The sequence below is a fragment of the Geobacter sp. OR-1 genome (assembly GCF_000813145.1).
GTDB lineage: Bacteria > Desulfobacterota > Desulfuromonadia > Geobacterales > DSM-12255 > Geoanaerobacter.
On the sequence record NZ_BAZF01000043.1, the window covers coordinates 1 to 6615 of the forward strand.

At 56.3% G+C, this 6615-nt stretch carries 2 protein-coding genes; both read left to right on the forward strand.

Annotation, left to right across the window (positions count from 1 at the left end):
* Nucleotides 1-1692, forward strand: a 1692-nt coding sequence (locus tag OR1_RS20285) for a CxxxxCH/CxxCH domain-containing protein (protein ID WP_041974941.1), incomplete at its 5' end; no start/stop codon positions are given.
* Between the two features lie 24 nt (nt 1693-1716).
* Nucleotides 1717-6615: CxxxxCH/CxxCH domain-containing protein (locus OR1_RS20290; protein WP_052440725.1), on the forward strand; the 4899-nt coding region annotated here is incomplete at its 3' end.

Below are 6615 nucleotides of genomic sequence, written 5' to 3' on the forward strand. Positions count from 1 at the left end.
TTCACGCTGACGACCAAGAAGCACAGCGCGCATATCAGCGTAACCGCCAACCCGAGCCTCGGCAAGGCGTTCGGCTGCGTCGATTGCCATGCCAAGACCGTCAGCAGCAACGACACCATCAGCAACGAAGCGCTGCACGCCAACACCTTCAAAGACTACTCCGGTGTTCGTGCCGGCCGGAGCTACAACGTCACTGACGGCATCTGCAGCAACGTCTATTGCCACAGCGACGGCAAAGGGCGGATAAATGCGCCGTTCACCGCCGGAACCGGCTGGAACTCCGCAGTCGTCTTCAGCGACTGTAAAGGTTGCCACGGCAACGACACCCAGACCGGGTACTTCACCAGCACCGTCGGCGAGCCGAACTACAAGAGCGAAGGTCCGGGCTTATACAGAGCCAACACCCACACCGGAAGCCATGTCGGTGCCGGATTATCCACCTGCGCCAACTGCCACGTCGATTCGGTCACCGCTGCCGGAGCGATCAACGACAGCGGTTACCATATCAACGGGACACCTGACGTCCGGATCGGCAATGGCAGGAGCGGCAGCTACAACCCATTGGATAAGAGTTGCTCCAGTGTTTCGTGTCACGGTTCGGGAACATCAATCCAGTGGGGTTCGACAGCTGGTTGCGCCACTTGTCACGGCGATCTGACCACCAAGCCCGGGGTTCATGCCACGCACATCAGCGACATGATCACCAGCGGCCTGGTTACCATGTACAACTACACGGCCATCAAGTCCGACAACGGCAAGTACCGGATCGGTTGTGCCAACTGCCATCCGACCGATAAAGGGCATCATCAGGACGGCCATGTTGATGTAACGATAAACAGGAATAAAGTTGGTGGAAGTTCGCTGGCCGGGCTTAACAACGCCACTGTAGACTTCCTGAATACTCCGGGAAGCGGCATAACCGGGACTACCAAGGTCAGCGTTACCTGCTCCATGGTCTACTGCCACAGCAGTGGCCGGTCTACTGACCAGGCGCAGAACGATTTCAGGACCACACCCGACTGGTACAGTACTGCCGGTTCGGTGGCCAACCGCTGCGGCATGTGCCACGACAACCCGCCGCGCTACTCCGGCCAGTCGCACTATGTCGCGGAGAGCAGCCTTGGCAACAACGGGACTCCCCCTTACCAGGAATCGGCCCACCTTGTCGGCATTCATTTCAACAGTACTTACGTGGGCAACAGCGGCAACGGTTTCATCGGCTATACTGCAGCCGGCAATGCCGCTCATGGTAATGCTGGTCTGGCAACCACCGTCAGCTGCGTAACTTGTCATGACGGTATTGTCGATTCCGGCAAGCCGGACACCTATGCGATGTTCGGCACCGGCAGCCTCTTTGAATGCGCTTCCTGTCACACCTCATCCACCAGGACCAAGCTTCAGGCAGGCAATATCATTGGGACCAGTCTGCACGTAAACGGGAAAAAAGATGTTGCGTTCGTTTCCGGCACATTCAAGACCAAGGCCCAGCTCTCCAATGTCGCCAATGCCGGAGGATACTGGACACGTAACGGCGAATACAAGAATGACGCCTCGTTTGACAGTACCAATATCGGTGGGTCAAGCTGGGATTCACAGACCAAAACCTGTCTGACCGCCTGTCACGTCAATCAGCCCGGTATAACCTGGGGGAATGATAAGCTCCAGTGCATGAGCTGCCACGCAGATCAGTAGTATGGTGCAATGGGGATAGATACAATGAAGATTACACACGCAAGAAAAGGTGATGATATCATGGCAAAGCAGAAGAATTTTTCCTGCAGCTTTATAATACGCACCAAGGGGATCGCGGTAGGGTTGGTATCATGCCTGCTGCTGGTTGCCTTTCTCTCCCCATCGGATGTCGGGGCAGTTGACCTGATGCATAACAGCAAAGATACCGGGTCAACCAAATGGCCGGGTGGCTGGGGCGTTGCAGGCGGGAGATATGGCAAATTTACCTGTGCCACCTGTCATGAGCCGAATGCGAAAAACATAAAAAATATCCGCAAGACCATTTCGGTCATGAACAATACCTCGACCACGCACACCTTTCCCAACGGGCAGCTTTCGGTTGACGTCGCCTTCAAAAACGTAACCAGTATGGGGGATGACAGCAAAGTACACAGCAGTTCCAGCAGGATCTGCGAAGTTTGCCACAGCCAGACCCTGTACCACAATGCCGATTCCAGCAGGACACTGCCGGCAAACATGAATCATCCCACACCCAAGGCAGTCTGTACTTCCTGCCATTCGCACAACACCGGCTTTAAGGCTGCTTGCGGCGGCTGCCACGGCAATCCGCCCACATCCGTAACCCTTGGCGGCTATTCCGGCATGATCGGAACCCCGCGGGCGAGCAATGCACTGCCGACAGGCAATGCCGGGGCGCACCGGACTCATGCCAGTCACGATCTGAACTGCAATACCTGTCACTACATCAGTGACGGCACCACCAAGATGCCGGGACTCTCGAATACGATCCAGCTCGGTTTTTACGGTTTCGGCGGCAAGGTGACGAGCGGGACGTACGTGCAGTATTCCGGAGCTAACAGGGGTTACCCGATCAAGTCGAGCACCCCGAATACGACCATGGCGCCGATTGTGACAACGTATGTAAATGCCAACAAATGCAGCAACCTCTATTGTCACGGCGGCGGTGTAGCAACCGGCAGCAATTTGAGAGAACCGCTCACCGGCGGCACCAACATTATCCCGCAATGGACCGGAACAGGTCAGGCCACATGCGGTACCTGCCATGGCGCCGACGCCAGCAACCCCGTTACTACCGGGAGCCATATCAAACATGCCAAGAGTTTAGCCTCCGGCAACTATGAAATAGCCTGCACTAAGTGCCATCCGTCATCCAGCGGCAATTCCCATGTCCAGGGGGATCTCCCCTGGGATCTCGACACCTCAGACCCCAAAATAGGCGCAGCCGCAACCTACAGGGGCGAAGCGAGCGGTTTTACTGGTCAGCTGGCGCCGAGCGCCTCTTACGGCCAGTGCGCCAATATCAACTGCCACAGTGACGGCCGCGGCAATCCGGGAATTGTGGCATCACCGACCTGGGGGGATACTGCCGGGTTTGCCGACTGCGTTGGATGTCACGGCGGCAGTTCCGCATCCGCTTACCCGTTAATTCAGAATGCCCATAAGGCACACGTGAAGAACGAGAGCCCTGCTTACAACGGCGTTGCCTTCAGTTGCGTCGAGTGCCACAATGCGGTGGTAAGCGGCGATACGACTGTTTCTGACCGGACTCTGCATGTCAACGGCGCAAAGAACGTCAACTGGGGGCCCAAGTCTTCCGGCGGCATGGCATATAACGGCACTTGCGCCAATATCTACTGTCACTCCAATGGCCAGGGGAATTTCAAGACCCCTGGGCAATCGTGGACCGCTGTAACTACCGACGGCCAGGAGGGAACCGCCCAGTGCAACTTCTGCCACGGAGGCCAGGACGGCCAGTTTGCCGCTGTTTCATCCAACCGCCACAGAAACCATATCGGCAGCACCGGGCGACCGGTTCCGCACGCTCCGGTGACATGCTCAGGATGTCATACGAGGACGGTCTCTTCTGATGGTACCGCCATTGCCGGAGGTTCGGCCGGCAGCCATATCAACAAAGCTCTCAACGTCAACATGAAGAAGTTTGCCAACCTTTCCGGCGCCTGGACCAAGTCATCTTCAACCTGCGCCAACAGTTACTGTCACGGCATGCAGCCTGCCGTCTGGACCAATACCGCGATTCTCAATTGCGAAGGTTGCCACCGCGCCAGTAACTACACCAGTGGCACAGACAATTCCGGTCTCTCAAAGGCCCATCTCAAACATTTCAATACCGCTGCAATGCCGACCAACAGCCCTACTGACGGCTGGTCGGTTCAGAATCGATCGGCAAGCTCCAACATATTTACCTGCGGCGTCTGTCATCCAACCGATCCTGCCGCGACTCATGTGAACGGTCCCACTCCCAACGGCACAGCTGCGGAACTTGTAACAACGATCAACCTGCCGTTCACGGTCAACAAACCTGCTGCGAATCTTACCAATGCGGTGACCAGGGGTACAACCCCCATTAACACCGACGGCAGAGGATTCCAGTTTTCTTCCGGTACCACCTGCAGTACCTACTGCCACTCAAACGGCAAGGGTGGGGCGCCTGTTACAACGGCATACTGGTCTTCAACCACCATGAATTGCGGCGACTGCCACAACAAGGCCGGCGACGCTTCTCCGTCGTGGTCGGGTGCGCATAGCGGCCATCTGGACAGCAAGATTTCCACCGTAACCTGCAATTCCTGCCATGCCGGGACTGCTTCGGGCAACAACACCCTGATTGCGAACCGCCGTGATCGCCACCCCAACGGTTTTATCAACGTGACCGGCAACAGCGTAGCAGGCTCACTCAGTTATAATGGCGACACCTGCGCCAATGTGTACTGTCATCCGACCAACTCTCCTTCATGGGAGGGTGGAACTCTTGATGCCAAATGCGCGTCGTGCCATGGTGGCAACGTGGCGTCGACAAACCCGATAGATTCCAACGGCCATCGAGCCCATGTGCACAACGATGCGGGCCGGTTCAAGAACTTCAATTTCAACTGTTACGAGTGTCACTTCAATACCGTTTTCCGGGGCGACACCTCAATAAGTACCAAGTCAAACCATATCAACGGCACTAAAAACGTGGCTTGGGGTCCGCGTGCTGATGGTACCGGGACAATTGCCTTTGATCCTGCAGTAAAATGCACCACCTATTGCCACTCCAATGGCGCCGGGCTGTTCAAGAATCCTCCCAAGATCTGGAGCGCGATGACCAATGCCGATGAGGGGACGATCAATTGCGACTATTGCCATAAAGGGATCTTCGGCAACGTTTCAACAGTATCGAGTGGTCGCCATACCAACCACGTTACCAATTCCGGTACCATCCCGCATGTACGTCTGACCTGCAATGACTGCCATTCCAATACCGTTGCCAGCGACGGCCAGTCGATCTACAACGGGACCGATGTCAAGCATATCAACAAGCAGCTGGATGTTACCTTTTTGAAATTGGGGAACTTCTCCGGAAACTGGACGAAAGGCACTAATACCTGCAATAACACCTGGTGCCATGCGAGGAGGCCGCAGAACTGGATAACCGGTACCAACAGCTGCAGTACCTGCCACGAGGCCAGCAACAGGGCGGCATACGGGCTTTCTTCCAGTCACGTAAAACATTATGCCACCAGCACCCGCGCATCGGTGTCCACCGGCTGGTTGAGCGACAACAGGTCCGGCACCAGCGGGAATATTTTCGGATGTGGTACCTGTCACCCTGGAGGACCCAACGAGCAAACCACCTACCATGTCAGCGGTCCTGCTGCTGCCAACGGCTCGGCAGCCCAGGTCGTCCTGCAGTTGCCGTTCAATGTCCCTGCCGGAGCAACCCGTCCTGAGACGGTATTCAGGGGGATGAGCGGTTTGGGGATGGACGGCGCCGGATATATCTTCTCAAGAGGTACCAACTGCAATACTTACTGCCACTCGGACGGCAGGGGCGGACCGCCAAAGGCGATCATGAGATGGGCCAAGGTTACAGCCAGTTGCGGGAATTGCCACAACAAGTCCGGCGACAATCCGGCGACAACAACGTGGTCAAAGGCGCACGACAAACATGGAACCGCTTACAACGGCAACACAACGGTAACCTGCGGGGCATGCCACTATTCTACCGCCACCAATAATACAACCCTCAGATCCCGCCGTCTCCACCCCAACGGGTTCAGAAACATATCTGTAAGCACTGCTGTTGGAACCGGCGCCTTCAAATGGAACCCTGAAACCCAACAGTGCAAGAACGGCTACTGCCACGGACAGGGGCGATCATTCACCGACTACTCCACCGGATTTATCTCATGGGGTGGGAACAACCCGGTCCCGACTCAATGCGACAGCTGTCATGCCGGCGGGACTACCACCGGGCCTTCTTATGCCAACGGCACCAATGGCAAGGCCAATAGCCATCCAAAACACCATGGCGAGCCTTGGGGGTTCAGCTGCGACTACTGCCACTATAATGTCACAAACAACGGCACTACGATAACCAACGTAGTGAACCATGTTAACAAGGCATATAACATCAACCCGAACACATCCAGGATATTTATCGGTCAGGCGGTCAACTTCAATGCTACCGCAACAACCAGCCCGCCAACGACCAAATCGAGTTGTACCAACGTTTACTGTCATGGTGGCGCTACGCTGAACAAGGTTTATGTGTGGGGTGGAACCAACAAATGCGGTGACTGCCATTTTGCCAATAACGATGTGGTCAATTATGGGTTCAACAACAGCACCATGGCCAAGATTGGCCGGGCCGAGTGGAGCTACTCCGGCCATGGCAAGCAGACCGGCACATACGATGTCACCGGTAGCCCGTTTGCAGGCTTCTCGACCTCGGCCCGGGTGGCCGGGGCAACCGGCGACCCGTGCCTCTACTGCCACGAATACGACGCCGTGCCCCATGGCAACACCGCCAACCCGATGCGGCTCAGAAACTTCAACGATCCCGTCTACGGTAAGAACGGCGTCTGCCTGGCCTGCCATGCCACCGGCGCCAAGGGTGTC